This is a genomic window from Tsuneonella suprasediminis (genome assembly GCF_003605755.1).
In the GTDB taxonomy this organism is placed as follows: domain Bacteria; phylum Pseudomonadota; class Alphaproteobacteria; order Sphingomonadales; family Sphingomonadaceae; genus Tsuneonella; species Tsuneonella suprasediminis.
The window spans coordinates 334329-358718 of record NZ_RAHJ01000018.1; the positions used below are offsets into that span (position 1 = coordinate 334329).

The window sequence follows — 24390 nt, forward strand, 5'->3', positions numbered from 1 at the left end:
TCATTGCGAACCGCAGGTGAAGCAATCCATGGACGGCGGCCCGCCATTGCCACAGCGGTTGTGAAGGGTGCGGGCGTCCGGCCATGGATTGCCACGTCGCCTTCCGGCTCCTCGCAATGACGAGGTGGTGGAGGCATCCTGTTCCCCCTCCTCCATGGCGAGCACCCAATGGCGTCACCTGTGCACCATGGTCACCGGCAGATGTCGAACCACAGGTCGCGCCAGTTGCGGTTGAGCGTTTCAATCAGAGCGATCTTGCGCTTACGCGAGCCTGCCTTGATCCGCTTCTCCCGTGCGATCGCGTGTTCCATCGTCGCATGGTGTTCAAACCAGACAAGCCGCTTGCACCCGTAACATTGGGTGAACCCCTCGATAGTACCTTCGCGATGCTGCCAGATACGTTTCACCAGATCGGAGGTGACGCCGGTGTAAAGCGTGCCGTTGCGGTGGCTGGCGATGATATAGACGGCGGGTGCAATCGGGTGTTTCATGCGCGCGAATTGCGACGGTGTTATGACAGGTGCAACGACGAATCCGTAAGTGATTGTTGCTCCCTCCTTTCGTCATTGCGAACCGCAGGTGAAGCAATCCATGGACGGCGGCCTGCCATTGCCACGGCGGTTGTGAAGGGCAGGGGCGTATGACCGTGGATTGCCACGTCGCCTTACGGCTCCTCGCAATGACGAGGTGGTGGGGTTGGTGCCGGGACGCTCTGCCCTTCCCTTTGACGCCCCGCCTCCTGTCGTCATTGCGAACCGCAGGTGAAGCAATCCATGGACTGAGGCCTGCCCTTGCCACGATGGTTGTGATGGGCGTGGACGTCCGGCCATGGATTGCCACGGCGCCTGTCGGCTCCTCGCAATGACGAGGGGCTTTAATGCCGGATTGTCGTCTGACGCCTTACCCCCGCAGGCTTTCCAGCCTTTGCAGGTATCGCGCCACGGTATCGATTTCCAGGTTCACTTCCGCGCCCTGGCTCAGTTCGCCCAGCGTGGTCACTTCGGCGGTGTGGGGGATGATGTTGAGGCCGAAGTGGACCGCGCCATCGGGGCGGTCCTCCACTGAATTCACGGTCAGCGAGACGCCATCGACCGTGATCGATCCCTTGGCGGCGATGAACGGAGCGAGTGCGGGGGGCGCATCGATAGTGACGCGCATCGAATCGCCTTCGGGTTCCCAATGCGCCACCCGGCCCACGGCATCGACATGGCCAGTCACGATATGGCCGCCCAGTTCGTCGCCCACTTTCAGCGCGGGTTCGAGGTTGAGTTTGGCACCCTGTTTCCATTTGTGCGCGGCGGTGCAGGCGACGGTTTCGCCCGATACATCGACCGCGAACCATGCCGCGCCCGCCTCGCCACCGCGTTCGATCACTGTCAGGCACACGCCCGAACAGGCAATCGATGCGCCGATGGCGATCTTTGCCGGATCCCACGGGCACGCGATACGCAGGCGCAGATCGCCGCGCTGTTCCACGCTTTCCACTGTGCCGATGGCGGTGACGATCCCGGTGAACATGGTAACTTCCTCAACTGCTGCGTGTGCGGCGATAGGCGGTGTAATTGTCGCTGCCAAGCTGGCAGCTTTCTGCGAATTGCCAGCGCTCGTGGGCAGCGGCCAGATCGGTGAGGCCGAGCGCGCCGACCGCCCGCAAACCATCGCCCACGACGATTGGCGCGCGGTACAGCTCAATCCGGTCGACCAGATCGGCGGCGAGGAAGGCAGCGGCGGTCTGCGCGCCGCCTTCGACATAGAGATACTGCACACCTGCCATCGCTGCGATATCTTGCGGGGAAGGCAGTGCCAGCGCACCCTCTGGCGCGGGGCCACGGGTCAGTATCCAGCGTTGCGGGCTGCGCTGTTCGATCCCCGGCAGGCGCACGTCCAGCCGGGGGCGATCGTTGCGCCATGTGCCGCCGCCCACGAGAATGGCATCGGCCTGCGCCCGGTGAGCATGGACATGCGCGCGCGCCGCCGGGCCGGTGATCCATTGCGATGTGCCATCGGCCAGCGCGATGCAGCCATCGAGCGACATCGCCAGCTTCAGCGTGACGTGCGGCCGCCCGGCGCGCTGGCGCATCAGGTATCCGGTCAGGCTGTCTTCCGCTTCGCCAGAGGGCACATGGTCTGCTGCAATTCCGGCGGCGCGCAGGCGGGCCATGCCCTTGCCCGATGTGCGTGGATCGGGATCGAGTGTGCCGACCACGACCCGCGCCGGACGTGCGGCGACCAGCAGATCGGCACAGGCGGGGCCGCGTGCGCTGACATGGGCGCATGGTTCCAATGTGACGTAGATCGTGCTGCCCCTTGCCGCATCCCCCGCGGCGGCCAGCGCCATCGCTTCGGCATGGGGGCGGCCACCGGGCTGGGTCCAGCCACGGGCGACCACGACGCCATCGCGCACGATCACGCAGCCGACAGCGGGGTTGGGGCGGCTGAGCGGTCTGCCGCGCCCCGCCAGCCGGGCGGCGGTGGCCAGCCAGCGGCGGTCGCTGGCGTGATCGGTGGTGGGTGAAGGGGTCAGACTATCGGCCACGCAATGGGCCGCTTCACTGGCCGGGCTGGGCGCTTTTGCCCATTTCTTCCCGCAATTGCTTGCGCTCCGCTTCGGCGGCGGCCTTTTCCTGGGCCTCTTCCGCGTCGATCTGTTTCTGGATCGCATCGACATCGACCCCGGTGGCGCGGCCCAGCGCGCGGTAGAGGTCTTTCTTGCGTTCCTCGCTCTGTTTTTCCAGCGCGGCGCGTTCGTCGGCGCGTTTTTGCGCGGCGATGTTGGACTGCATGATTTCTTCGTCGGTGCGATCGGGCGCGAAAGTGGTGATCCATGTCACCTGCGCCTTGGGGCCGGGGCCGATCACGCGGAACTTGGCGAACTGGTACATCGGGATCGCGGCAATCAGCGCGGCAATCGCCAGAATGCCCCAGCGCAGCCGGATGCGGGCGATCACGAACATTGTCACCGCCACCGCGCCGAATGCCAGCAGGATGATCGCCACCAGCAGATTGGGCCGCTGCGCGTCGCTGCTCAGCAGATAGAGCAGCGACGATGTCGCCAGCACCGACACCGCGAGGATCGGCCAGCGATAGGGGTTGGGCCGTCTGAATTCAGACCAGAAATCCGCGAATCCGGGGCCGGGGTTAAGGCGATGCAATACACGCATGACCGGTAAGATAGGGGCAAAGCGCCGGTTCGGCTAGTGACCGGGAAGCGAGGCGGTATTTCTGGCCTCCTGCCCCTTCGTCATTGCGCACGCAGTGAAGCAATCCATGGTGCGGCAGTTCCGCCCATCGCGGCGGTTGTGGCAAAGCGAGGGCGGGCCATAGATTGCCACGTCGCCTGCGGCTCCTCGCAATGACGAGAGGAGGGAGTGTCTGGTCGGACAACGCGCCGCTCAACGCTGTACTCATCCCTCCTTTCGTCATTGCGAACGCAGTGAAGCAATCCATGACGCAACGGTTGCACCCAATGCATTGGCTGTGGCGGAGGCGAGGGCTGGCCATAGATTGCCACGTCGCCTGCGGCTCCTCGCAATGACGAGAGGAGGGAGTGTCTGGTCGGACAACGCGCCGCTCAACGCTGTACTCATCCCTCCTTTCGTCATTGCGAACGCAGTGAAGCAATCCATGACGCAACGGTTGCACCCAATGCATTGGCTGTGGCGGAGGCGAGGGCTGGCCTTGGATTGCCACGTCTCCTATGGCTCGTCGCATTGAGGAGGGGTGGGTGAGGCGCGATAGCATTGGCCAGCCATCGTCAGTGCGTCCTACCCCTGAACCAAACCCTCTCCGTGCCTTCGCGCCTTCGTGTGACAGGTTTCCGCCCGACGTCCCCTTCTCGTGCAACAGTTGCGACGGAGGCGAGGCGCGGTCGACGGATTGCCACGTCGCCTGCCGCTCCTCGCAATGGCGAGGGAGTGGTCGGGTTACGGCGGGCGGTGCTTCCCGCTTGCTAGCCGAAGCTGGCGTAGAGTGTGCGGCCATGCGCCTTGATCCATGTATCGGCGGCGGAAATGTCGCCTTCAAAGATCGTAGCCAGCGCGGCGTGAAAGGCGGGGCTGTGGTCGAAATGGAGGCAGTGGGTCACTTCGTGCGCCACGACCGAGCGTCGCACTGCATCAGGGGCCTGTACCAGCCGCCAGTTGATTCGCACTATCCCCGCGGTGGAGCAACTGCCCCAGCGCCGCTGCGCGCGGCTGAGCGCGAGTTTGGGCGTCTCGATCCCGGCGCGCTCGGCATAGAACGCCAGATCGCTCGCCATCAGGCGCATCGCCTCGCGCTCCAGCCAGCGTTGCAGGCGCGCGGGCAGGTTGTCGTGCGGGCCGCCGATCGTCACCCGATCATCGGCCAGCGCAGGGGTGCGGGGTGCATCGGCGCGCCAGTCTATCGCCAGTTCCGCTCCGCGATAGCGCAGCATGCCGCCGGGTGCTGGCGGGCGACGTTCAGGCACTTTGGCGATCTGCTCGGCCAGCCATGCGGTGCGCGCGTGGACGAAAGCCAGCGCCTCTGCCGTGCGGAACCAGTTGGGCAGCGTAACCCGAACCGCGCTGCCATCGGGTGCCAGCCGCATGGTCAGACGGCGGGCGCGGCGGTTGCGGTTGATTTCGACCGGCAGTGTGCGCCCCGCGATGTCGACCGTCGGGTCGCCAGGCGAGCGGCGCAGCCAGTCGATCACGGGGCCCGTCCGCCCGACAGGTCGTCGAATTCCACGATGTGATGTTCCAGCGGCCCGGCCTCGGTTTCGCTGACCACCCGCCCTGCCACACCGGGGCCGCGCCGGTGCACCGCTTCGCGGTCGCCACAGATCAGATAGTGCCAGTCGGCCAGCGGGCGCCCTTCCTCGCGGCGGCGATAGGCGCACGAATGCGGCAACCAGCCAACCGCGCGGACCAGCTTGGGCGTCAGCCGCATGCAATCGGGCACGAATGCCTTGCGGTTGCGATAATCGCTGCACTGCGCGGTTTTGGTGTCGAGCAGCTTGCAGGCGACGTTGGTGTATTCGATCGCGCCGCTTTCTTCATCTTCCAGCTTGTGCAGGCAGCAGCGGCCGCATCCGTCGCACAATGCCTCCCACTCCGCGCGGGTCAGATCGGCCAGCGGCAGTTCCCAGAAGCGCTCTCTCAACGCACCCACCTGGCAAGCTCTTTGGCGATGTCTTCTGCGCCGAGATCGGTCGGCAGCGTGGCGACCGGCTGCCCTTCCGGCCCGAACAGATACGTGACGTTGGAATGGTTGACGAGATAGGCGCCGTCGCCCTCGTCCTTACCCTTTTCGTAGAAGACCTTGAATTCCTTGGCCGCTTTCTCGATTTCGGCGGGCGACCCGGTCAGGCCGATGATGTCTTTGCCGAATGCGGAGGCGAACTGGCCAACCTTTTCCGGCGTATCGCGGGTGGGATCGACAGTGATGAACACCTGTTGCACCCGGTCCGCCAGATCGGGATGGTTCTTGCGGAACAGTGCGATCCCTTGCGCGGTGCGTTGCGTGTCGATCGGGCACACATCGGGGCAGAACGTGTATCCGAAATAGACGGTGGTGAACTTGCCGCGAAAATCGCTCCACTGGCGTTGCTTGCCGTTCTGATCGGTCAGCGTGAACGGCCCGCCGATGGCCGCGCCCGCCAGCGGAGCCTGATCGAGCGGAGTTTTCGGCGGCCCGTCGCAGCCTGCAACAGCGAGCGACAGCGCGAGAGTGGCGGACAGGGCGAGAGGAGTTTTGATCTTACGCAGCATGGCGCATCGGTTCATGGTCTGCTAACCCGCGCACGACAAGTGCGATCGTGCGAATTTCGACCGCTGGTTCGTTTTATGGAGATCGAGCAAATGCCCCGTACCGTCCTTCGCAAGTCCGGCCTGATACTGGCGGCTGCGTTGATGTTCGGCGCGCCGCCTGCGATGGCGCAGCAGTTTTCGGATGGATACCAGTTTCTGAAAGCGGTGAAGGATCGCGATGGCGACAGCGCGACCAAGTTTCTGAAGGCGCCGGGCAGCACAGTCATCAATGCGCGCGACCAGTCGACCGGGCAGACCGCGCTGTTCGCGGTTGTGCAGCGGCGCGACGAAGTGTGGTTGCGCTTCCTGCTCGATCAGGGGGCCAATCCCAATATTCCGGCCTATAACGGGGCGACCGCGTTGGGGCTGGCGGTCAATCTGGGCTGGGTCGAAGGGGCGGAGCGTCTGCTGAACAAAGGCGCGAATATCAATGACAAGACCGATACCGGCGAAACTCCGCTGATCAATGCCGTGCATCAGCGCAATATCCCGCTGATCCGCCTGCTGCTGAAACACGGCGCGGATGCCGACCGGACAGACAATTCGGGCCGCTCGGCGCGCGATTACGCGCAATTGCTCAGCAAATCGTCGGGCGTGATCGAGGCGATCGATCAGGCCGAATCCGAGCGCGGTGAATCGACACCGAAATCCTACGGTCCCGGCCTGTGAGCGCGGCCGCCGCCCCTGTCCCCGTCGCTGATATGACGCTGGACGAACTGGCGCTGGCGCTGGCCCCGGCGATTGCCGATTCGGCAGCGTTCGACGGGTGGAGCGATGCGGCGCTGGTTGCGGCGGCGGAAATGGCGGGGGCCGATGTCGATGTCGCCCGACTCGCCTATCCCGGCGGGGCGATGGATATGATCGCCGCGTGGATTGGCACGGTCGATCTGGCGATGGCAGAGGCGCTGCCGCCGGAAAAACTGGCGACGATGAAGATCCGCGAGAAGATCGCCGCACTCGTACTCGCCCGGCTCGATGCGATTGCCGGGCGGGAAGAAGCGTTGCGCCGGGCCACCGCGATCATGGCGATGCCGCAAAACGTGGTCCGCGCGGGCAAGCTGGGCTGGGCCAGTGCCGACAAGATGTGGCGCATGGCGGGCGATACCGCCACCGATTACAATCATTATACCAAGCGCGCGATCCTCTCTTCGATCTATGCCGCCACGCTGGCAGTGTTCGCTAATGACGAAACCGAAGGAAAGGCGGAAACCCGCGCTTTCCTCGACCGGCGAATCGATGGCGTGATGCGGTTCGAAAAGGCCAAGGCGCAATTGCTGAAGGGTAACGATCAACACTTCAGCATATCCCGCTTTCTGGGCCGTTTGCGTTACCCGGCGCGCTGATCGCACCATTTGCGATAGCGCAAATCGCAGCGCCGTTTCCTGATGCTAATCGTGCTGCGTCAATGCCTTGATGGCATCGGCGCGATGGGTGGCAGGCAAGGCAGGCAAGATTGCGCGATCAGTTTATTGATAATGAATTGCAATTAGCGCGCACATCTGGCACCAGCCGCCTCGTGACACTGGAAGCTCTCGAACGCGGCGCATCGGCGCGCATCGTATCGGTCGACTGGGACCGTCTCGCCCCCGAAGAAGGTGCGCGTTTGCGCGCGCTTGGTATCGATGAAGGGGCCTGTATAGGCATGGCGCACCGCGGCGTGTTCGGCGGACGCGATCCGCTGGCGATCACGGTCGGCCGGATGACCGTGGCGATACGCCGCATCCATGCCGCCGCGATGGAGGTGGAGCCATTATGAACGCCTCTCGCACTGCTGCGCTGGTCGGCAATCCCAATGCCGGGAAAAGCGCGCTGTTCAACGCGCTGACCGGCGCGCGCCAGAAAATCGCCAACTATCCGGGCGTGACGGTGGAGCGCAAAGCGGGCCGGGTTGTCCTGCCGAGCGGCGAGTCGGTCGAACTGATCGACCTGCCCGGTGCTTATTCGTTCGATCCGACCAGCCCCGATGAAGAGGTAACGCGCAAGGTCGTTCACGGTCAGTTTGAGGGTGAAGCCACACCCGAAGTGCTTATCGTGGTGCTCGATGCGGCCAATCTCGAACAGCATCTGGTGTTCGCGCAGGAAGTGATCGCGCTGGGGCGGCCAACGGTGGTCGCGCTCAATATGGTCGATCTGGCGGAACGGGACGGGCTGGTGCTCGATCCGGCGGCGCTGGCGTCCTCGCTGGGTGTGCCGGTGGTGCCGACAGTGGCGGTGCGGCGGCGCGGGATCGCGGAACTGATCGATGCCATCGCCAAGGCGGAAACAAAGGTGGAGCCGGGCGAACCGCACGAACGCCCGCATCTGACTCTGCCCGAACGGCGACTGGCCGCGACCAATATTGCCAAGGCGGCGATTCTGTCGGAAAGCACGGAGCATCGGCTCCACGCCGGGCTGGATAAAGTCCTGCTGCATCCGTGGATCGGTCCGGTGATCCTGTTCGGATTTCTGTTCGTGGTATTTCAGGCGGTGTTCGCCTGGGCCACGCCGTTTGCCGATGGACTGGAAAGCCTGATCGGGGCGGTATCCGATTGGGTCGTGGCGACTTTCCCCGCCGGGATTCCGCGCGATTTCGTGACGCAGGGCATTTTGGCGGGTGTCGGATCGGTGGTGGTGTTCCTGCCGCAGATCGTGATCCTGTTCGCCTTCATTCTGGCGATGGAAGCCAGCGGATATATGGCCCGCGCCGCGTTCCTGATGGACCGTATGATGCAGAGCGTGGGGCTGTCGGGCCGCAGTTTCATTCCGTTGCTGTCCAGTTTCGCCTGCGCCATTCCGGGCATCATGGCGACCCGTTCGATTGCCGATCCGAAAGACCGGCTGACGACAATCCTGATCGCGCCGCTGATGACCTGTTCGGCCCGCTTGCCGGTCTATGCCGTGATTATCGCCGCCTTTATCCCGCAAACGAAAGTGGGGCCCAGCGGGTTCGCCTTTATCGGATTGCAGGGGCTGGTGCTGTTCGCACTCTATGTCGCGGGCATTGTCGGGGCGATGGCGGTAGCGCTGGTGCTGCGCCGTTCGGTGACCAAGGGGCAGGAAAGCGGCTTCATCATGGAATTGCCGCGCTATCAATTGCCGCATCTGGGCGATCTGCTGATCGGCCTGTGGCAACGCGCATGGGTGTTCCTGCGCCGCGCGGGGACGATCATCTTCACTGTCACTGTGGTGCTGTGGATTCTGCTCAGCTTCCCGCGTGCCGAACCGGGGCAGAGCCAGGTCGATGCATCGATCGCGGGGCAGTTGTCCAAAGGGCTGGCCGTGGTGGTCGAACCGATCGGCTTCAACCGCGATATCGCGCTGGCGCTGATCCCGGCGATGGCCGCGCGCGAAGTGGCGGTCAGTTCGCTGGCGACGACCTATGCAGTCGATGCGCCGGAAGACGACGAGGCCGCCACCGAAGCGGGGCTGGCATCGCAGCTCTCGGCTCGCTGGAGCCTGCCGACCGCGCTCGCCTTCCTCGCATGGTTCGTGTTCGCGCCGCAGTGCCTTTCGACCATCGCCGTGGTGCGACGCGAAACCAACGGGTGGAAATGGCCGGTGTTCATGCTCGGCTACCTGTTTGCGCTCGCCTATATATTCGCCGGGCTGACGTATTGGACCGCGGTGGCGCTGGGGTTATAGCCGGGCAACCGGCCCGCTTTCCGGCGCACGTCGCAACCCGATGTGGGAATCGCCGCCACCACGGGTGGCCAGCGCTGGCGCCATCGGTTAAGCCGCCGGTCGAATTTGCTTAAAGGAATCGAACATGGCCGGGTCACTCAACAAGGTAATGCTGATCGGGAACCTCGGCGCTGACCCAGAAGTGCGGAGTTTCCAGAACGGCGGGAAGGTCTGCAACCTGCGGATCGCGACCAGCGAAACGTGGAAGGATCGCGACGGTCAGCGGCAGGAACGTACCGAATGGCATACCGTGGCGATCTTCTCCGAAGGTCTGGTCAACGTGGCCGAAAACTATCTGCGTAAGGGGAGCAAGGTCTATATCGAAGGCCAGTTGCAGACCCGCAAGTGGCAGGATCAGTCGGGCAATGATCGCTATTCGACCGAAATCGTCCTGCGTGGCTTCAACGGCACGCTGACGATGCTCGACGGGGCGCCCGGTGGCGGTGGCCAGCGCGGTGGCGGCAATGGCGGCGGCGGTGACTGGAACCGTGGCGGTTCGGGCGGTGGCTCGGGCGGCGGTGGCGGCAACTGGGGCCAGAGCGGCGGCGGTTCGTCGGGCGGTGGTTCCGGTGGCGGCTCGAACTACGACGATCTGGAAGACGATATCCCGTTCTGATCGGAACGGGGGCGTCAGCCTGTCTCTCGAATTCAGTCTTTCTTCAATCCGCGTAGCAGGTCGGCCAGCGGGCCGTCCTGCGGTGCATCGTCGCTGACGATACCGGCTTCCTTGCGCGCAGCCTCTGCATTGGGGCCTTCGGCATAGGGATCGATAGCGAGTGCGAGGCTTTGCGCGACGATTTCGCCCAGATCGAACATTTCGCCATCGAATTCGATCTCGTCCAGATCGCCTTCGTCCAGCTCGATCTCTTCATCGGGCGTTGTCGGATGGCGTACCGGCGGGATCATGCGGACAGAGAAACTCTCCGCCACTTTCACCGGGAAGCGATCGCCTGCGACCGCGCATTCCTGCACCAGTGCCGCATCGATTTCCCCATCGACAGCGATGGCCGCCCCATCTTCGGCAAAGTGGGCCACGGCCACCAGCGAATCGATGGCGGCAATGCCGAATCGCTGCGCCAGTGCGACGCGCTCCCTATCGCTCGCTTCGATGGTGAGCGTTTCGGGCGGGTGCGGGCGAACCTTCACCAGACGGCTGAATTCGGGCGGCGGAGGCGGGGATTCGCTCATGCGGCGATCTCGCCAGCCAGCAATGCCGGATCGGCGGTCATGTCCAGCCGCGTGGCCAGCGCGCGCAGGCCGTTGGCGATCAGCGCCGGGTCCGCATTGTCGAGCAGCGTGATGTTGCGCCGCACCGTTTCCGCCAGTTCCGCATCGTCGCCAGCCAGCCCTTCGCGATAGGCGCCCAGCCTGCCGCCCATCGCGCCCACCAGCTTGCCCACGCGTTTGCCCACGATCACGTCGCCCACGCCGAATTCGCGCAATTGCCCGTCCATATCGCGCACGAACAGTTCGGTGAGCATCACCGATTCGCGTTCCAGTCCGGCATCGCGCTCCATCCGCAGCAATACTGTCGCCAGCGCCGCGCAGACCATATCGAAGCGTCCCGATACCGTATCGGCCACCCCGCCGTCGGCATACCACAATGGGCGGCGCGCTTCCGCGACGACGGCATTCCACAGCGGGCGCAATGCTTCGCGCGGGTCGGGCTTGGGGGCGAACAGGCGGGTAAAGATACTCATGTCTGGGGCCATTTCGGCGACATTCAGCCGCAATTCAACCACGCATCTGCATCGCGCTGGTCGCATCCATCCGCCAACCGGCGATTGCCAGCGCGCGCAGGCGGCCCTAAGGCGGGGTGGACGAATGTTTCGGGTGCCCCGCGCCCGCGCCTTTATCGGCGGAAATACAAGAGGATTTTCGATGAGCGTACAACGGACCATCCTGGCAGGCGTAGCGTTGGCGGCGGCGCTGGCGGTTTCGGGTTGCGCCTCGATCAAGGAACATCGTGGTTATATCGTCGATGAAACGCTGACCTCGTCCGTGCAGCCGGGGATCGATAATCAGGCATCGGTCGCAGGTACGCTGGGCGATCCCAGCTTTAAAAGCGAATATGGCCAGCCGACATGGTATTACGTGTCGAGCGTGACGGGGCGTAAGCCGTTCGTGCGGCCGCGCATCGTCAATCAATCGGTTCTGGCGGTGAAGTTCGATGCGGCGGGCAATGTCGTCGCGGTCGATCGCACGGGCATGGACAAAGTGGTCTATCTGCGCCCCGATGGGGCAGAAACACCCACGCTGGGCCGCCACCGCGGTTTCTTCCAGGACCTGTTCGGCAATATCGGGCAGGTCGGCGCCGGTGCGGGTCCGGGCCAGCGTACAGGCGGCGGCCCGAACGGTACCTGACTTGAAGCCGCGCCGCGCAGGCCCATATCCGGCGGCATGAGCGACAGAAACGATTCGCACGGGCTGACCCCGTGGCACGGCACCACCATCATCGGTGTGAAACGCAACGGCAAAACCGTGGTTGCGGGCGATGGTCAGGTTTCCATGGGCAACACCGTGATGAAGCCCAATGCCCGCAAGGTGCGGCGCATCGGCAAGGGCGGCGCAGTTGTCGCCGGATTTGCCGGGGCCACCGCCGATGCCTTCACTTTGTTCGAACGGCTTGAGAAAAAGCTGGAGCAGTATTCCGGGCAACTGATGCGCGCCGCGGTGGAACTGGCGAAAGACTGGCGGACGGACAAATACCTCCGCAATCTCGAAGCGCTGATGATCGTCGCGGATGCGGATACGCTGCTGGTGCTGACTGGCAACGGCGATGTGCTGGAACCCGAAGGCGGCATTGCGGCCATCGGATCGGGCGGCAATTTCGCGCTGTCCGCCGCACGCGCGCTATCCGATTACGAAGACGATGCTGAAAAGATCGCCCGCCGCGCGATGGCGGTTGCGGCAGAGGTGTGCGTGTTCACCAACGATCAGGTTACGCTGGAAACGGTCTGAATTCTTTCCAGTGTGGCCAAAGGCTGCGCCCCGGATGCCATCCGGCGCGATACCCCATAAGAAACCAAGGCGATTATCTTGACCGACAATCTCACCCCCAAAGCCATCGTCGAAGCGCTCGACGCACATATTATCGGGCAGAAAGATGCCAAGCGCGCGGTTGCCGTGGCGCTGCGGAATCGCTGGCGCCGCCAGCGCCTGTCGCCCGATCTGCGCGATGAAGTGACGCCCAAGAACATCCTGATGATCGGCCCCACCGGCTGCGGCAAGACAGAGATCAGCCGCCGTCTGGCGAAACTGGCCGAAGCGCCGTTCGTGAAAGTGGAAGCGACCAAGTTCACCGAAGTCGGCTATGTCGGGCGCGATGTCGAACAGATTGCCCGCGATCTGGTGGAAGAGGCGATCCGGCTGGAAAAGGACCGTCGCCGCGAAGCCGTGCGCGAAGCGGCCAGCAAGGCGGCGATGGAACGGCTGCTCAATGCGCTGGTAGGCGACAGCGCCAGCGAAGCGACCCGCGAAAGTTTCCGCCAGCGCATCGTCGATAATGCGATGAACGAAGTCGAGGTCGAAATCGAAGTCGAAGAAGCGCCGCAGATGCCATTCGATATCGGCGGGATGGGCGGCAATGTCGGCATGATCAACCTGAGTGACATGTTCGGCAAGGCGATGGGCAAGACCCCGACCAGGCGGCGCAAGCTGAAAGTCCCCGATGCGTGGGACAAGCTGGTCGACGAAGAAGCCGAAAAGCGGATGGATCAGGATGACGTGGCCCGTGTCGCGCTGGAAAATGCGGAGCACAACGGGATCGTCTTCCTCGACGAAGTGGACAAGATCGCGGTCAGCGACGTGCGCGGCGGATCGGTCAGTCGCGAAGGGGTGCAGCGCGATTTGCTGCCACTGATCGAAGGGACCACGGTTTCGACCAAATACGGGCCGATGAAGACCGACCATGTGCTGTTCATCGCCAGCGGCGCGTTCCACGTCGCCAAGCCGAGCGACATGCTGCCCGAATTGCAGGGCCGCCTGCCGATTCGCGTCGAACTGCGCGCACTGACGGAGGAAGATTTCGTCCGCATCCTCAGCGAAACCCGTGCCAATCTGGTGGCGCAGTACAAGGCGCTGCTGGGCACGGAAGACGTCACCCTCGAACTGGGCGACGATGCGATTGCCGAAATCGCCCGCATCGCCGCGCAAGTGAACGAAAGCGTCGAGAATATCGGCGCCCGCCGTTTGCAGACCGTGATGGAGAAGCTGCTCGAAGAACTCAGCTTCGAAGCGGAAGATCACAAGGGCGAAACCGTGACGATCGACGCCGATTACGTGCGCGAACGGCTGGCCGGGCTGGCCGGGGACAGCGATCTGTCGAAGTATATCCTCTGATCGATATTGCCCGGCAGGTGGCAATACGAAAGGGAGCTTGACAGCAACCACGATACCCATATCACGTTATATAACATGATATGGAGTATGCGATGCGTGATGTTATTGCCGAGATGGGGCCGTCATTTCTGGGCAGCAGGTTAAAGCGGCTGGCCGAACGAATGCAGGCGGGCGCCACCAGTGTGATTGCCGATGCCGGGCTGCCGTTGCAGCCGGGGCATATGGCCGTGCTGGCCGCCTTGCGGGCGGGGCCGCGCACTATCGGGCAACTGGCGGAGGAAATCGGAGTCAGCCAGCCCGGCGTGACGCGTAGCGTCAATCAACTGGCCAAACTGGATATTCTGACCGATGCGCCCGCCGCAGACCAGCGCACCCGACTGGTCGAACTGACGCAAGCAGGGCGCTATGCAGCCCACCGGGCGACGCATGATATGTGGTCGCGCATTGGCATGGCAGCAGAAGAACTGATGGCTGGTGCCTCAGGTTCGTTCCTCGATCAGATCGCCGCGATAGAGGCAGCGCTGGATGAAGGATCGATTGCCGAACGGGCGAGTCGGGCACAGCCGGGCGGACTGCGTATTCGCGAATTCGACGATTCGCTGGCGCACCATTTTTACGACATCAATGCGGTATGGATCGAACAGATGTTCACGCTGGAACCGGTCGATATCGAAGTGCTGGAAAACCCCCGCACGAAAATCGTCGATCCCGGCGGGGCGGTGCTGTTCGTCGAGGCGCCCGGTCTGGGCATTGTGGGCACTTGCGCGCTGCAACGGTCCGGCACTTCAGGTGTGGAATTGACCAAGATGGGTGTGCGCGAATCGGTGCGTGGGATGAAGGCCGGTGAATTCCTGCTCGACGCCGTGATTGCACGGGCGCGGGCGATGGGGGCCGATCCGCTCTATCTGCTGACCAACAGCCAGTGCGCCCCAGCGATTCATTTGTTTGAGAAGCTTGGCTTTGCCCACGATGCCGAAATCATGGTGCAATATGGCTCTCGCTATGCGCGATGCGATGTCGCGATGCGTTTCGTCGGGTGATGGTGGGGCGGCCCGCTGCTGACGCGGACCGCCTCCACCCTCATGGATGTGGTGCGAGGCCGATTTCCACGCCGGTCTTGTCGGTAAGCGCGAACTTGTCCACCAGATCGGCGCTGGCGGTGTTGAGACCCAGCACTTGCACACTGCGCCCGTTGCGGCGCATCCGTTCGACCACCTTATCGAGCGCCCCGACCGCTGAGATATCCCAGAAATGCGCTCCGCTCACGTCGATCACCACGTGATCCGACGGGTCGGGCTGCGTGCTCTCCGGGCCGAGTGAGCGGATAAAGCGATCGACCGACGCGAAGAATATCTGCCCGGTCACGATATAGACCGCACGATCCGCTTCGCGCACACGCTCCACCGCGAACATCCGGCGGACCTTCCCGGCGAAGAAGATGCCCGACAGCACCACGCCCGCCAGCACCCCGATCGACAGATCGTGCGTGGTTACCACAGTCACGACAGTCACCAGCATCACCACCGAGGACGGCCACGGATGGTGGCGCAGGTTAGGGATCGAGTTCCAGCTAAACGTACCGATGCTGACCATAATCATCACCGCGACCAGTGCGGGCATCGGAATCTGTGCCAGCCAGGGGCCGACCAGCGCCAGCCCGGCCAGCAGCGTTGCGCCTGCGGTGAAGGTCGAAAGCCGCCCGCGTCCGCCCGACGTGACGTTGATAACCGATTGCCCGATCATCGCACAGCCACCCATGCCGCCGACGCAGGCCGCCGCGATATTGGCGATGCCTTGCCCGGCGCATTCGCGGCGCTTGTCCGAATCGGTGTGCGTCATGTCGTCGACGATCTGGGCGGTGAGCAGCGATTCGAGCAGGCCGACCGCTGCCATTGCCGCGGAATAAGGCGCGATGATCGCCAGCGTTTCCCATGTCAGCGGAATATTGGGCAGTGCAAAGCTGGGCAGGCCATCGGGCAATGTGCCCATATCGCCCACTGTATTCACCGGTGCGCCGGTGGCGATGGCAAATGCTGTCAGCACCGCGATAGCCACCAACGGAGAAGGGACGGCGGTGGTCAGTCGCGGTAAGGTGTAGATAATCGCGAGGCCGACCGCGACCATCGCATAGGTTTCCCACCCCACGTTGATCAGTTGCGGCAACTGAGCCATGAAAATCAGGATCGCCAGTGCATTGACGAACCCGGTGATGACCGAGCGGCTGACGAACTGCATCAGCAGGTCGAGCCGCATCAGGCCCGCCAGCGCCTGAAACACACCCATCAGGATCGTCGCGGCGAAAAGGTATTCGACCCCGTGATCGCGCACCAGCGGCCCCACCAGCACCGCCACGGCGGCGGTGGCGGCAGAGATCATGCCCGGCCGCCCGCCAGTGAACGAAATGACCAGCGCAATCGCCACCGAGGCATAGAGGCCGACCCGCGGATCGACCCCGGCGATGATCGAAAAACCGATTGCTTCGGGGATCAGCGCGAGCGCCACGACCACCCCGGCGAGAATATCGGCGCGTGGCTGAGCGAGCCAGTCGCGTTTCAGCGTGGCAGGTGAAAACATATCCGAATACCTGTTGTTCTGTTGTGTTATCAGCTGCCTGAGACGGCCCGCCGCGCAATGCCACGGCACTGTTACATCGGCGCTAGTGCATTATTGTGCAGTGCAGCACAACCCCGCGCATTATTCTGCGGCTTCCGCTTGCGCGGTGCTTTCCGCCTGCTGCCGCGCCCACATTTCGGCATAGAGCCCGTCGCGGCGCAACAGATCGGCATGGCTGCCCTGTTCGGCCAGTTGCCCTGCCTCCATCACCAGAATCGTGTCGGCATCGGCAATCGTCGACAGCCGGTGAGCGATGGAAATCGATGTGCGGTGTGCGCTGACCCGGTGCAGGGTGGCGAGGATATCGCGCTCGGTACGCGAATCGAGCGCGCTGGTTGCCTCGTCGAGCAGCAGAATCGGCGGATCTTTCACCAGAGTGCGGGCAATGGCGACGCGCTGTTTCTCTCCACCCGACAGCTTCAGCCCGCGTTCGCCCACTTCGGTACCGAAGCCCTGTGGCAATCGTTCGATAAACGGCAGGATCGCGGCCCCGCGCGCGGCGGCCACCACCTGTTCATGCGTGGCGCCATCGTGTCCGTAGGCAATGTTATAGCCGATGGTATCGTTGAACAGCACGCTATCCTGCGGAACGATGCCGATGGCGGCGCGCACCGATTCCTGCGACACTTCGCGGATGTCCTGCCCATCGATCAGCACACGGCCCTGCCACGGATCGTAAAAGCGGAACAATAGCCGCGCGATAGTCGATTTGCCCGCGCCCGAAGGCCCGACAATCGCGACATGCCCCCCGGCAGGCACTTCGAAGCTGAGGCCGTGGAGGATCGTGCGGTCGGGATCGTATCCGAACACCACGTTGTCGAATATCACGCGCGGTTCGCGGATTATCAGCGCGGGCGCGCCGGGTGCATCGGCCACTTCCACCGGCATATCGATCAGGCGGAACATCGCCGCCATATCGATCAGCCCCTGGCGGATCGTGCGATAGACCATGCCCAGCATATCGAGCGGGCGGAACAGCTGCGTCAGATATGTCTGCACCGCGACCAGATCGCCTACGGTCAGGCCGCCTTTGCTCCAGCGCCACACTGTATAAGCCAGCGCGAACAGCATCAGCGTGTTCATCACCAGCGATTGCGCCATATTGAGCAGGCCGAGCGAATTTTCGGACTTGATCGCCGCTTCGGCATATTCGCGGGCGGCACGGCCATAGCGCTCTTTCTCCCGCGCTTCGGCGCCGAAGAACTTCACTGTCTCGTAATTCAGTAGCGAATCGACTGCGCGGGCCAGCGCGGTGCCGTCCAGTTCGTTCATCCGGCGGCGCAGTTCGGTGCGCCATTCGGTGATCCAGCGGGTGAGGGCAATATAGACGACCACGGTAATCGCGGTCGCCAGCACCAGCCCCGCACCGAACAGCGTGTAGAAAATCGCTGCTACGGCGATCAGCTCGATCGCTGTCGGCACGATATTGAACAGCATGAAATAGAGCATCGTATCGATGCTCTTGGTCCCGCGCTCGATGGTCTTGGTGATTTCGCCGGTGCGGCGCGACAGATGGAATCGCAAACTAAGGCGGTGGAGCCGGTCGAAAGTATCTTCCGCCAGTTTGCGCGTCGCATCCTGCCCGACACGTTCGAACACGATATTGCGGCACTGGTCGAATGCGCTGCTGAGGAAACGCCCGGCGACAAATGCGATGACGAAGCTGAGCGCGGCCCACACCATCGGGTCGCCTTGCGCGGCCATCGTATCGACCGCATTCTTCATTGCCAGCGGTGTCGCCAACGTCACCGCTTTGGCCAGCAGCACCAGCACCATCGCGCCGATAATCCGCCGCTTCAGGTCGGGCCGGTCCTTCGGCCACAGATATGGCAGGAAGCGACGCAACGTGGCCCAGCCATCGTGATCGGCGGGTGTCGGGGCGGGCTGATCGGGTGGCATCGCCTTCATGTGGAGGCGCATGGCCGGTTAGACAACCTGTGTGCCGGACAAGGCAGGCGCGAATCAGCCCGGCCGCATCCGGTTGTCACGCATTGAACCGGTGGGCATGTCGAACAGCACCTTTCGCTGTGCGAAATCGATGGCCACACGGTCGAACAGGCGCAGGCTTTCCATGCCCAGAATTAACGCGGGTTTGTCGCCATATCCCAGCGCGGCGAACGCAGGGGCATCGGCAAATGCGATCGGCATCGAATGCAACTGCATCCGATCGATCACGACGTTGTGAGCCAAAGACAGCTTCCCGGCAATCGACGCACCGTTCACATCGTTCGCGGTGACATCGGTCTGCCCGCGAGTACGCAGGCGGCTTTGCAACGCGGCATTGCCAATTGACCACTGCGCCCCGGTATCGACGATCAGTGCGGTACGAACCCCATCGACCACTGCATTGGTGATGATCATCCGCCCCAATTTGTTGCGCGCCCGCACGACGATTTCGTAGCCTGAGTTGCCGCCCAGCGCATTGGCATCGTCCACCGCAATGGTATCGTCGCGGAAATCGAGCAGCACGCGCAGATCCTGCAAGCTGTCCAGTCCGATGATTCCGTCTGCGCCGATATGCCGGTTTTCCAGCAACGGGGTTCGCAAAGCATCGAATACCCGTTCCGCGAATTCCAGCCCGTCGAGCTGAACCAGTTCGACCTGCCGGATACTGGCCATGCCGATCACTGTCGCGACGCCGAGCGAGCGGAGCTGGAGCCGGTCGCGCAGTTCGGGCGTCACGACTGTCGCCTGCGCGCCGGTATCGACCATGAAACGGAATGGGCCGAACCCCTCTATCGTGACCGGCACTGTCATCCGCAGGTAACGGTCCTGCTCGCTATCCAGCACCACGCTGTCGGCAGTGGGCGAAATAGGGATGTCGGTGGTTGGCGCAGATGCACCGGGCAGCGCAGCATCCGACACTGCCGCAGGTGGCGGGGCAGGCGGCAGTGTCGTTCCCAGTCCCAGTCCGGAAGCAGCAACGGTTAGCAATAGAGTCGCAATCATGGCCCTCTCCCAAAGGCTCTGCCCGAATGACATAGCAGATAATGCCGGTTCGCTCTACAACGACCAGAACAAGCGCAAAGCGAACAGAACCAGAGCGAGCATAAGGAGCCTTGCGAATGCCCCCGATCGTGGTGACAATCCTGGCCCATAACGAAGAACGGCGTCTCGCTACGTGCCTTGCCAGCCTGCCGCTCGATGCAGCCGATGTGGCGGTGCATGTGGTGGTCAATGGCAGCACCGACCGCACCGCGCGGATTGCGCGCGAGTTTGCCGGTGTGACCGTCCATGAATATGCCGAAGGCGGGAAGTCGCGCAGCTGGAACCGATTCGTGCTCGACAGCGCCGGACTGGAGGCGGAGACATATGTCTTCGTCGATGGCGATGCGGAGGTTAAGCCCGGATCGCTCGCTGCACTTGCGCGCACTCTTGCCGATAACCCCACGGCCAATGCCGCCGCTGGCCTGCCCTGCAATGGCCGTCGGGCTTCCTATTATCGCGAGGTGATTATGCGCGATCATAATATGTTCGGCGATCTCTATGCATTGCGGGGCGATTTCGTCGCGCGGATGCGGGCACGCGGCATCCGCTTGCCTAACGATCTGGTGGGGGACGATGGCCTGCTGGCGGCGTTCGCCAAGACCGATCTGAAGAATGAGAGCCATTGGAACGATGCCGGGGTGGCGCCGTGCCCCGATGCAGGCTTCCTGTGCGAACCCACGCGGCTGAACCCGGCCAGCCTGTCGATCCAGTATCGCCGGATGATCAACTATGCCGTGCGGCATTTTCAGAACCGTATCGTCAGCGACATTATGCGGGGCGAGGGCCCCGTCGGCCTGCCGCGGCAGCTGTCGTCGCTTTATCCGCAATATCTCCCGCAATTTACTCCGCGGGCGCATCCTGCATGGTGGTGGTTCGATCGGCTGGCGCTGAAACGGATGGCTGAGGCGTGCGCTGCCTGAGCATGGCCCACGTTTCGCGCACGACAGAGCGCCATCCGAACCACAAGGTTCCGCAGTAGGCCAGCCCGCCAACCGGAACGAGCAAGGCCAGCAGGAGAATCGACGGCATAGGCGGCGCTATGCGCTCCACTGCTATCACGGCCAGCGCCATCACCCCGCAGGCGATGGCGATCGGCAGCAACTCGGCGAGTAATTTGCCCAGCGAAACTCTTACGGCCGGCAATGTCACGGCCAGCGTTACCGCCAGCAGTAATGGCGCGGCCACCCACCATGCATGGACCAGTCCGATCGGCCCGTAAGCGATCCCTATCAGGAACGTCGCTGGCATAATAATCGCCCCGGCAGCGCTGGTGATGACATATATACGCGCATCGCCCATCGCGTTGGTCGCCGGACTGCACACGATCTGCAAAGCCATTGCCGGCATTGCCAGCGAAAGTCCCGCCGCGATTGGCGCCATGTCTGCCCATTTGGGGCCGAACAGTGTCACCACTGCTGGCTCCGCCGTCAGCGCCAGCCCTATATATAAGGGGGCAGTGACCAGTGCGACGGTCCGCATCGTCCGCAGGAAGCTGGGCGCGAGGCTCTGCCCTTGCTGATGCAACTCGGCATAAGCCGGGAACGCAACTTCGTTGATTGGGGGCAGAAATCGCCCGGTGATGATCAGGGTAAGGAACAGCGCCTCTGAATAAAGGCCCAGTTCGTGTGCGCCGAAGCTGCGGCCCGCGATGAAGATGTCGCTCTGGCTCTGGATGATCCAGAACATCTGGCACAACGTCAGCGCCCCACCGAAAGAGATGATCTCGCGCGCGCCACGGAAGTTGAAGATCGGCTTTACCAGCAGGCGCGCGGCAATCGTCAGCCCGATGGCGCGACTCACGAATCCGGCGAGAGGTGCCCACACGAGCGCCCAGATGCCGAACCCGAACCACGCCAGAACGAATGCAGTGACTGCGGAGATGATGGCGCTGGCTGTGCTGACATAGGCCTGACTGCGGAACTCAAGCCGCCGTTGAAGCAAGGCGGTGGGCAGGGCGATAAAAGGGGTGGTCAGGAACAGCAGCGCCTGCACTCGTAATATATGCGCCACCATCGGCTGGTTGTAATAGTCTGCCGCCAATGGCGCGATCAGCACCTGCACCAGCGCCAGCCCGCCCGCGAACAGCAACAGCAGTCCGAATACCTGCCCGATACGACGCGCATCCACTTCGCGCGCCTGAATCAGCGAAGTCGCGAAGCTGTATCCGTTCAGGAAGGCAAGCGCGGTCACCACAACCTGGCTCATCGCGAACAGCCCGTAATCGGACGGCGAGAGTAGCCGCACAACGGCAATAGTGGATGCCCAGGTGATGAACTGCGCCGCCACTTGCGACCCCCAACGCCATGCGAGCGCACTACGCACGCGCCCGGCCAGATCGGTGCCTGTGGGTATTTCGGGTGATTCCATGGATGGTGTCTGGTTGCTCTGCATTGGACCTCTGCGGGCCCGAATAGCCGCCAAAAGTGAAGATTTGCCAATCTTCCAACGGGATGCTGGGAAATGCCCTCGGGAATGCCTCAGCGACACCTTCCGCGATTCGCCACCCAAACAGCCCCAATGGCCAAAAACGGAAGATTTATTCGTTTATTTTCATGTATTTAGGAACTCCGTGAAATAAAATTGCAAAAAGCCGTTGACCCGAATCAACACCCCACATATATGGCCTCTCACCGACGCGGTGCTGACGGTTTCTAACTGGCTCCCACCGCTTCGGTCGCCAACAAATGTGGACAACCGGTCCCCCGGTGTAAATCGGGGATCGATCAGTTGTCCGCCTCTTTTGTTGAGTGGCTCTTTGACATTGTTGATTTTTGATGAAGGGACATGTGGGCGACGGCGCCCGGTCCGGGGACCTCAAGGCTCCGGTAACCGGTAACCAAGTCGATGCCACATCCTTGGGAAACTCCACGTTTTCCATGTGATGATACATGTCCATTCGTATCCATTACGTTTGACAGTGCAGGTATCGGCTCCTTGATGCTCTTGCTTGTTTGGATAGCGATCTTCGGATCGTGCCGAATAAGTGAGTGACACAAACTTGAGAGTTTGATCCTGGCTCAGAACGAACGCTGGCGGCATGCCTAACACATGCAAGTCGAACGATCACTTCGGTGATAGTGGCGCACGGGTGCGTAACGCGTGGGAACCTGCCCTTAGGTTCGGAATAACTCAGAGAAATTTGAGCTAATACCGGATAATGTCTTCGGACCAAAGATTTATCGCCTTTGGATGGGCCCGCGTTGGATTAGCTAGTTGGTGGGGTAAAGGCCTACCAAGGCGACGATCCATAGCTGGTCTGAGAGGATGATCAGCCACACTGGGACTGAGACACGGCCCAGACTCCTACGGGAGGCAGCAGTGGGGAATATTGGACAATGGGCGAAAGCCTGATCCAGCAATGCCGCGTGAGTGATGAAGGCCTTAGGGTTGTAAAGCTCTTTTACCAGGGATGATAATGACAGTACCTGGAGAATAAGCTCCGGCTAACTCCGTGCCAGCAGCCGCGGTAATACGGAGGGAGCTAGCGTTGTTCGGAATTACTGGGCGTAAAGCGCACGTAGGCGGCTTTTCAAGTCAGGGGTGAAATCCCGGGGCTCAACCCCGGAACTGCCCTTGAAACTGGATGGCTAGAATCCTGGAGAGGCGAGTGGAATTCCGAGTGTAGAGGTGAAATTCGTAGATATTCGGAAGAACACCAGTGGCGAAGGCGACTCGCTGGACAGGTATTGACGCTGAGGTGCGAAAGCGTGGGGAGCAAACAGGATTAGATACCCTGGTAGTCCACGCCGTAAACGATGATAACTAGCTGTCCGGGTTCATGGAACTTGGGTGGCGCAGCTAACGCATTAAGTTATCCGCCTGGGGAGTACGGTCGCAAGATTAAAACTCAAAGGAATTGACGGGGGCCTGCACAAGCGGTGGAGCATGTGGTTTAATTCGAAGCAACGCGCAGAACCTTACCAGCCTTTGACATCCTGGTCGCGGATTAGAGAGATCTTTTCCTTCAGTTCGGCTGGACCAGTGACAGGTGCTGCATGGCTGTCGTCAGCTCGTGTCGTGAGATGTTGGGTTAAGTCCCGCAACGAGCGCAACCCTCATCCTTAGTTGCCATCATTTAGTTGGGCACTTTAAGGAAACTGCCGGTGATAAGCCGGAGGAAGGTGGGGATGACGTCAAGTCCTCATGGCCCTTACAGGCTGGGCTACACACGTGCTACAATGGCGATGACAGTGGGCAGCTATCCCGCAAGGGTGAGCTAATCTCCAAAAGTCGTCTCAGTTCGGATTGTCCTCTGCAACTCGAGGGCATGAAGGCGGAATCGCTAGTAATCGCGGATCAGCATGCCGCGGTGAATACGTTCCCAGGCCTTGTACACACCGCCCGTCACACCATGGGAGTTGGTTTCACCCGAAGATCGTGCGCTAACCTTTTAGGAGGCAGCGAGCCACGGTGGGATCAGCGACTGGGGTGAAGTCGTAACAAGGTAGCCGTAGGGGAACCTGCGGCTGGATCACCTCCTTTCTAAGGATACGGCCGAAAGCGTCCGACCTCGCGTCGGAAAGTGCTTCGTCCTTTCCAAAGAACATTGCCGTCGTCCTCATGTCCTTTCATCACTGGAGATTGCCTCAGGCCTGGCCTGTGGCATGACGCCTGAGCTGGCTCACGCCGCCCGCGGCCTTACGGCCAGCTGGGCAGCGGGTTGGGCCTGTAGCTCAGTTGGTTAGAGCGCACCCCTGATAAGGGTGAGGTCAGAAGTTCAAATCTTCTCAGGCCCACCATTCCGCACCGCGCTGGCATTAGGGGCCTTAGCTCAGCTGGGAGAGCACCTGCTTTGCAAGCAGGGGGTCATCGGTTCGATCCCGATAGGCTCCACCAGCCGCGCGGTACACTTTTGGGTGTATGCGAAATCTCCAGGATGAAACGAAAAGCTATCCGGCTTCGGTCGGTAGTGGGCGGATTTGCTGCCTGCGATCTTTGACATTGTGAATGGGTTTTTAAATCGATGCCGTGGCGGTATCGTCATACTGATTACGATCAGGGTGACTGATATCATCACAAA

At 62.3% G+C, this 24390-nt stretch carries 24 protein-coding genes, 2 tRNA genes and 1 rRNA gene; 13 read left to right on the forward strand and 14 right to left on the reverse strand.

Translation table 11 applies throughout. The features are described from left to right. Nucleotides 1-191 precede the first annotated feature (191 nt). The 8 genes from D6858_RS07595 to D6858_RS07625 form a co-directional block, all read right to left on the reverse strand. A complete protein-coding gene (locus D6858_RS07595; RefSeq protein WP_120108717.1) occupies nt 192-491 on the reverse strand; it encodes a GIY-YIG nuclease family protein in 300 nt (99 codons plus the stop codon). A 409-nt stretch (nt 492-900) separates the two neighbouring features. Next, nucleotides 901-1518 carry a riboflavin synthase gene (locus tag D6858_RS07600; RefSeq protein WP_120108719.1) on the reverse strand — a complete coding sequence of 206 codons (618 nt, stop codon included), beginning with the start codon at nt 1516-1518 and terminating at the stop codon, nt 901-903. 10 nt (nt 1519-1528) lie between these two features. Further along, nucleotides 1529-2536 carry a bifunctional diaminohydroxyphosphoribosylaminopyrimidine deaminase/5-amino-6-(5-phosphoribosylamino)uracil reductase RibD gene (gene ribD, locus D6858_RS07605; protein WP_240623753.1) on the reverse strand — a complete coding sequence of 336 codons (1008 nt, stop codon included), beginning with the start codon at nt 2534-2536 and terminating at the stop codon, nt 1529-1531. A gap of 13 nt (nt 2537-2549) precedes the next feature. Next, the gene (locus tag D6858_RS07610; RefSeq protein ID WP_120108723.1) at nt 2550-3161 is read right to left on the reverse strand and encodes a hypothetical protein; all 612 of its coding nucleotides are present in this window, start codon (nt 3159-3161) and stop codon (nt 2550-2552) included. 258 nt (nt 3162-3419) lie between these two features. Beyond that, nucleotides 3420-3647: a hypothetical protein gene (locus tag D6858_RS16325; protein ID WP_420823827.1), complete on the reverse strand. Its 228-nt coding sequence runs from the start codon at nt 3645-3647 to the stop codon at nt 3420-3422. Nucleotides 3648-3949: 302 nt separating this feature from the next. After that, complete coding sequence (locus D6858_RS07615; RefSeq protein WP_120108725.1) at nt 3950-4672, reverse strand: M48 family metallopeptidase; 723 nt, start codon at nt 4670-4672, stop codon at nt 3950-3952. Then, complete coding sequence (locus tag D6858_RS07620; protein ID WP_120108727.1) at nt 4669-5130, reverse strand: YcgN family cysteine cluster protein; 462 nt, start codon at nt 5128-5130, stop codon at nt 4669-4671. The genes D6858_RS07615 and D6858_RS07620 overlap by 4 nt, the downstream gene beginning before the upstream one ends. Next, the gene (locus D6858_RS07625) at nt 5118-5744 is read right to left on the reverse strand and encodes an SCO family protein (RefSeq protein ID WP_120108729.1); all 627 of its coding nucleotides are present in this window, start codon (nt 5742-5744) and stop codon (nt 5118-5120) included. Before D6858_RS07625 ends, D6858_RS07620 begins: the two co-directional genes overlap by 13 nt. A gap of 75 nt (nt 5745-5819) precedes the next feature. Here D6858_RS07625 and D6858_RS07630 point away from each other — a divergent pair, with 75 nt between their 5' ends. From D6858_RS07630 to ssb, 5 genes are all read left to right on the forward strand, one after another. Continuing rightward, nucleotides 5820-6437, forward strand: coding sequence for an ankyrin repeat domain-containing protein (locus D6858_RS07630; RefSeq protein ID WP_165859657.1), 618 nt, complete (start codon nt 5820-5822; stop codon nt 6435-6437). 32 nt (nt 6438-6469) lie between these two features. Then, entirely contained in the window at nt 6470-7111 is a 642-nt protein-coding gene (locus D6858_RS07635; protein ID WP_120109561.1) for a COQ9 family protein, read from the forward strand. Between the two features lie 173 nt (nt 7112-7284). Further along, nucleotides 7285-7524, forward strand: coding sequence for a FeoA family protein (locus tag D6858_RS07640; protein WP_120109563.1), 240 nt, complete (start codon nt 7285-7287; stop codon nt 7522-7524). Continuing rightward, nucleotides 7521-9389, forward strand: a complete 1869-nt coding sequence (feoB, locus tag D6858_RS07645) for a ferrous iron transporter B (protein ID WP_120108733.1) — start codon at nt 7521-7523, stop codon at nt 9387-9389. The genes D6858_RS07640 and feoB overlap by 4 nt, the downstream gene beginning before the upstream one ends. Before the next feature lie 124 nt (nt 9390-9513). Next, nucleotides 9514-10044: a single-stranded DNA-binding protein gene (ssb, locus tag D6858_RS07650; protein WP_120108735.1), complete on the forward strand. Its 531-nt coding sequence runs from the start codon at nt 9514-9516 to the stop codon at nt 10042-10044. A 32-nt stretch (nt 10045-10076) separates the two neighbouring features. Here the strand turns inward: ssb and D6858_RS07655 are convergent, their stop codons facing one another. Together D6858_RS07655 and D6858_RS07660 are read right to left on the reverse strand one after the other, a co-directional pair. Further along, nucleotides 10077-10616 (reverse strand): YceD family protein, encoded by a 540-nt coding sequence (locus D6858_RS07655; protein ID WP_120108737.1) that lies wholly within the window; start codon nt 10614-10616, stop codon nt 10077-10079. After that, nucleotides 10613-11128, reverse strand: coding sequence for a ubiquinol-cytochrome C chaperone family protein (locus tag D6858_RS07660; RefSeq protein ID WP_120108738.1), 516 nt, complete (start codon nt 11126-11128; stop codon nt 10613-10615). The genes D6858_RS07655 and D6858_RS07660 overlap by 4 nt, the downstream gene beginning before the upstream one ends. Before the next feature lie 181 nt (nt 11129-11309). Between D6858_RS07660 and D6858_RS07665 the strand changes: the two genes are divergently transcribed. The 4 genes from D6858_RS07665 to D6858_RS07680 all read left to right on the forward strand — a co-directional run bounded on the left by D6858_RS07665 (nt 11310) and on the right by D6858_RS07680 (nt 14809). Next, nucleotides 11310-11792 (forward strand): outer membrane protein assembly factor BamE, encoded by a 483-nt coding sequence (locus D6858_RS07665; protein ID WP_120108739.1) that lies wholly within the window; start codon nt 11310-11312, stop codon nt 11790-11792. A gap of 36 nt (nt 11793-11828) precedes the next feature. Continuing rightward, the gene (gene hslV, locus D6858_RS07670; protein ID WP_102153734.1) at nt 11829-12389 is read left to right on the forward strand and encodes an ATP-dependent protease subunit HslV; all 561 of its coding nucleotides are present in this window, start codon (nt 11829-11831) and stop codon (nt 12387-12389) included. A gap of 78 nt (nt 12390-12467) precedes the next feature. Then, entirely contained in the window at nt 12468-13769 is a 1302-nt protein-coding gene (gene hslU, locus D6858_RS07675; protein ID WP_120108740.1) for an ATP-dependent protease ATPase subunit HslU, read from the forward strand. A gap of 92 nt (nt 13770-13861) precedes the next feature. Then, entirely contained in the window at nt 13862-14809 is a 948-nt protein-coding gene (locus tag D6858_RS07680) for a bifunctional helix-turn-helix transcriptional regulator/GNAT family N-acetyltransferase (RefSeq protein WP_120109565.1), read from the forward strand. A gap of 40 nt (nt 14810-14849) precedes the next feature. Here the strand turns inward: D6858_RS07680 and D6858_RS07685 are convergent, their stop codons facing one another. The 3 genes from D6858_RS07685 to D6858_RS07695 all read right to left on the reverse strand — a co-directional run bounded on the left by D6858_RS07685 (nt 14850) and on the right by D6858_RS07695 (nt 19331). After that, nucleotides 14850-16343 carry a SulP family inorganic anion transporter gene (locus tag D6858_RS07685; protein ID WP_120108741.1) on the reverse strand — a complete coding sequence of 498 codons (1494 nt, stop codon included), beginning with the start codon at nt 16341-16343 and terminating at the stop codon, nt 14850-14852. A 120-nt stretch (nt 16344-16463) separates the two neighbouring features. Further along, nucleotides 16464-18281 carry an ABCB family ABC transporter ATP-binding protein/permease gene (locus D6858_RS07690; RefSeq protein WP_120109567.1) on the reverse strand — a complete coding sequence of 606 codons (1818 nt, stop codon included), beginning with the start codon at nt 18279-18281 and terminating at the stop codon, nt 16464-16466. A 63-nt stretch (nt 18282-18344) separates the two neighbouring features. Then, the gene (locus tag D6858_RS07695; RefSeq protein WP_165859658.1) at nt 18345-19331 is read right to left on the reverse strand and encodes a retropepsin-like aspartic protease; all 987 of its coding nucleotides are present in this window, start codon (nt 19329-19331) and stop codon (nt 18345-18347) included. 116 nt (nt 19332-19447) lie between these two features. Here D6858_RS07695 and D6858_RS07700 point away from each other — a divergent pair, with 116 nt between their 5' ends. After that, a complete protein-coding gene (locus tag D6858_RS07700) occupies nt 19448-20290 on the forward strand; it encodes a glycosyltransferase family 2 protein (RefSeq protein ID WP_120108750.1) in 843 nt (280 codons plus the stop codon). Here D6858_RS07700 and D6858_RS07705 read toward each other — a convergent pair. Next, complete coding sequence (locus D6858_RS07705; RefSeq protein ID WP_240623754.1) at nt 20211-21737, reverse strand: lipopolysaccharide biosynthesis protein; 1527 nt, start codon at nt 21735-21737, stop codon at nt 20211-20213. The two genes, D6858_RS07700 and D6858_RS07705, sit on opposite strands and share 80 nt — an antisense overlap. 627 nt (nt 21738-22364) lie before the next feature. Here D6858_RS07705 and D6858_RS07710 point away from each other — a divergent pair. The 3 genes from D6858_RS07710 (at nt 22365) to D6858_RS07720 (ending at nt 24206) form a co-directional block, all read left to right on the forward strand. After that, a 16S ribosomal RNA gene (locus D6858_RS07710) occupies nt 22365-23852 on the forward strand. 180 nt (nt 23853-24032) lie between these two features. Beyond that, nucleotides 24033-24109: transfer RNA gene (locus tag D6858_RS07715), tRNA-Ile, on the forward strand. A 21-nt stretch (nt 24110-24130) separates the two neighbouring features. Next, nucleotides 24131-24206: transfer RNA gene (locus tag D6858_RS07720), tRNA-Ala, on the forward strand. Nucleotides 24207-24390: the final 184 nt, after the last annotated feature.